The following is a 3,561-nucleotide window of genomic DNA, read 5'->3' on the forward strand; positions in this document are numbered from 1 at the left end:
ATCAGATGCCGAACCGCGGGAGACGCGGCGGTGATGTCCGCGGCCGCGGTGGACAACACGCTCCGTTGCGCGGCGTCCGCGCGACGCTTCCCGGGGGAGAGGTTGTTGATGTCCCCGAGCGTTGTGGCCGCTTGGCCGAGTGCGTGCCTGACCTTGCGCAGGGCGCTGGCGGTACCCCACTGGGCGACGGCACGGTCGACCGCGTGCGTGGCGCCGCTGCACAGCTTGCCAAGCAGTGTCGTGTTGGGCTGTCCGTGAGAGAGTGAGGATGCCAGCGCGGTCGAGAACCGAGGCAGCTCCGCAGTCATCGGCGCGGCAGCCGAGACGTGGTGGCTCAACAGCGACGTCCCGCTGATCCCGCGGATCACCCTCTGCACCAGGTAAGTCTGGGCCGGTGTGCAACCCGAACGCTTGAGCTCACCCAGCAGGGCATGATCGAGAAACACGTGCGCCATGTGCCGAAGGTTAACAACGCTCAACCGCGGAGCGGTGATCGTTGCAGAAATGGTGAAGCGCTGCCGCCGGGGACACGTCCGCAGCGCTCCGGGCAGCCCTCGCTCCGGGCTTCTCGAGGTCCTGACGGGAGCAGGCGGGCTCAAAGTAGCCGCCGACGATCGTGCCGTGCTCGGCAGACATTCTCTGTCCACTGCTCAACGACACCGATCTGGCCGTCCGCCCAGCCACCACCCGCGCCATCACCAAACTCCACCAGGTGGACACCACGACAGCACACAAGATCACCGAAGCGTTCACGAACAGCCCCGGCTTCGACGACCACTTCGAGACGCTGTTCCACGCGCTCCAGGACAACCTCCACCTGACGCCCGAAGCGATCATCACGGCCAGTGAACAAGCCGTCCGCATCGCCAGCACCAACGTCGGAGACATCAGCACACGCCACGCCGCAGCCATCCGCGACATCGTCACCACAGTCGTCCGCCTGTACAGGTAAGGAAAGCAGAACGTTCGCCGTCGTTGCTTCAACATCATCGACTCACTATGTGAGGCCAACGCGTTCGGAATTGCCGATGCGCTCGATGCCAATCGCACTGCGCCATAAGGAAAGTATCTGGAGGTGGGCTCTGGCCCACCTGGACAGTGGGCGGAAGTTGTTGCTATGCTTGACTTATGCGGCACCGTGGCGGTGTCCGGGATGGGCTGAAGCCCACATTTGGGGGTTCAACAAGCCCTCTCGGACACATAATTTGCCCCGCGAGATATTTCCAGGTCACCTGGGAGTCTCGTGGGGCTTTGTGTTTCCCGACCCTGCCTCGACCCTACCCGATGGTCGCTGCTTGGAGAGTGTCTGCCGGTGCGAAGGCAAGAGCAGTGGGCGGCGTCCGGCTCGTGCACGACCCGTCGACCGCGGTCACCGCCGTGCTGGCCCGGCAGCGGGTACTTAGCTCCCCCGGCTCGGGATGCGTTCCGCGAACGGGTGGTGCCGAGGGCGACGTTAAACCTGGTCTGCCAGCGCCGACGCTGGGGCGCTGCCGGGCCGATCCGTCGCCGGAGAGGCTGGCGTGTGGGGCGGGTTCTGTGAGCCGGTGCATCGACCTGATCCCTGGGTGCATCGGGCTGATCCGCCTCGGAGGCCGTCGCGCAGCTCACGGTCAGCAGGAGTTGTTCGCCTGCCTTTCCACGGTGTTCGGTCCCAGGGCTGCTATGGACTGGCTGCGGTGCCAGGCGCCTGCGTGGTGCGCGCGCTGGCTCGGTGCTGCCGCGGTCGAGCAGAGCGACCCCGGCGGCGTCGCAGCGGAAGGCGAGTCCGAGCTCCTCGACCAGCCGTGCGGTCTGCTCCGCGTCGGGATCGTCGGCGATGCCCGCGGCGGTGAGGTGTGCGGCGATGCGGGCGAGCAGGTGGTCCTCACGCAGGTAGAGGTTGCCCGGTGCGCCTTCCGGTCGGGTGCGGGCGCTGGTGTGGCCGTGGCGGCAGCGGTAGGCGGCCCGGCCGTGGGAGCGGTGGGAGTCCATCTTCCGCCCGCACACCCCGCACTGAAGCCTGGCCGCCAACAGGTAGACGCGCTCGCCGCCATCGGCGTCGGCACGGCTCGTGCTGTTCCTGGTGGCCTGGATGGTCTGGGTGGTGACGAAGTCCTGCTCGGACACCACTGGCGTGTGGGCGATGCGGGTCGAGATCGCCCATGCATGCTGCTCGTTGCGGACGCTGGTCCGACGCCCGCTCGGCAAGCGGGTGGCGCGGTCGGCGCTGGTGCGGTTCCACACCTGACGACCGGTGTAGCGCGGATTGCCCAGGATCTCCACCACCGTACGCAGCGACCAACCCGCATCGAGGTGTCTCCGGTTGCGCTGCGCGTCCACGTTCGACGGGCTGGGCACGGCTTGCTCGTTGAGGTGTCTGGCGATTCCCGCAGCGCTGTGCCCGGCCAGACGTAAGGAGAAGATCAGCTTCACGGTAGGTGCTGTGGACGGGTCGGGCACGAGCCGCTGCTGCCGAACCCCCCGACGCGCCAACGCCCGATTCGGATGCGGCCCGGCGTCCACCAGACGGTAGCCGTACGGCGGCCTGCCGCCCAGGTAGCGCCCCTGCTCGACGGTCTGCATCCGCATGGCGGTGACGACCCGGTGCCGGGAACGCAGCACCTCCGTGAGCGAACGCTTCGCCAGCAGCGCCAGCAGCGCTTCATGCGCGGGGTTGCCGAAGTCCACCGGCCCTTCGGCCTCGGGCAACCACAACTGCACCCCGTACCGCTCCAGCACCGCCCGCAGTTCTCGCACCTGAGCACCGTCGAGGAACGCGCGCTCGTACTCCCCGACCACCACCGCGTCAACCCGATTCGCGTTCGCCGCGATGTAGCGCAGCATCGCCGCCGCCCGAGGCCGTAGATGCCAGGGCACCTGACGGGAACACCCGACCTCGAAGTACTCCCCCACGATCACGCCGTGCCCGCCGGTCAGCCTGCGAGAGACATCCAGCTGCCAGGCCCGCGAGGTGCGCGGGTCCTGGTGCTCGTGGGTGGAAGCGCGCCCGTAGAAGAGGAACCGAAGGCTTCCGACTGGAGCGGAATCCAAGCTCGGGATACCAGACGGGACGGTGGCGGCGATCCACTCGGCGAGCGTGGTGGGGCGAGATGGGGCGGACACCGTCATGGAGTGATCCTCGATGTCGGAATAGGCAGACGTCGAGGTGACGAGGTGCCCTCACCACGAACCCCGCACCACTACCTCGACGTGCTCTCACCCCGCGGCGCCGACCAACCGATCTGGTTGCCACGCCCGCGGGCAGTGGACCTCGCCGCGCCGGTCAAAGCCCTCGGGCGCGGCAGATCCCGACCTCCACGGCCGGCTGAGCACCTGCCTCACATCTCACCAGCTCACGGTTCAGGCGAGTGGGCCGACTGCGGCCATGGCCCGGTCAAGGGCCTCGTGCAACGACCCACCGCCGGCCACGGCTGAGGCGTTCGCCGCGGTAAGGCAGGCGAATGCCGCGCCCACCAGCGCGAGCGGAGCCGGATCCGCGTCATCCCAGCCGCGGCCCGCTTCGCGGGCTCGTTCGCGGGCGGCGTCGGCGATGCGGGACTGGTTCCCGAGCATCCGGTCCAG

General features: G+C 68.3%; 3 protein-coding genes and 1 pseudogene. 1 reads left to right on the forward strand and 3 read right to left on the reverse strand.

Going from position 1 to position 3,561, the window contains the following annotated elements; genetic code table 11:
• On the reverse strand, positions 1-455 hold a 455-nt coding region (locus AB0G02_RS31645), incomplete at its 3' end, for a hypothetical protein (protein ID WP_360801390.1).
• A 257-nt stretch (positions 456-712) separates the two neighbouring features.
• On the opposite strand from AB0G02_RS31645, the gene AB0G02_RS31650 reads away from it, so the two are divergent.
• On the forward strand, positions 713-952 hold the full coding sequence (locus AB0G02_RS31650) for a hypothetical protein (protein ID WP_360801393.1): 240 nt from the start codon (positions 713-715) through the stop codon (positions 950-952).
• 227 nt (positions 953-1,179) lie between these two features.
• Here AB0G02_RS31650 and AB0G02_RS31655 read toward each other — a convergent pair whose 3' ends face one another.
• Together AB0G02_RS31655 and AB0G02_RS31660 are read right to left on the reverse strand one after the other, a co-directional pair.
• Entirely contained in the window at positions 1,180-3,108 is a 1,929-nt protein-coding gene (locus tag AB0G02_RS31655; protein ID WP_360801396.1) for a recombinase family protein, read from the reverse strand.
• A 231-nt stretch (positions 3,109-3,339) separates the two neighbouring features.
• A pseudogene (locus AB0G02_RS31660) lies at positions 3,340-3,561 on the reverse strand (hypothetical protein); the annotation flags it as partial.

The organism is Actinosynnema sp. NPDC023658 (genome assembly GCF_040639995.1).
Taxonomy (GTDB): Bacteria; Actinomycetota; Actinomycetes; order Mycobacteriales; family Pseudonocardiaceae; genus Actinosynnema.

Coding starts and splice junctions, on each gene's coding strand:
- AB0G02_RS31655 (WP_360801396.1), bottom strand. CDS start 3,108: ATGACGGTGTCCGCCCCATCTCGCCCCACCACGCTCGCCGAGTGGATC.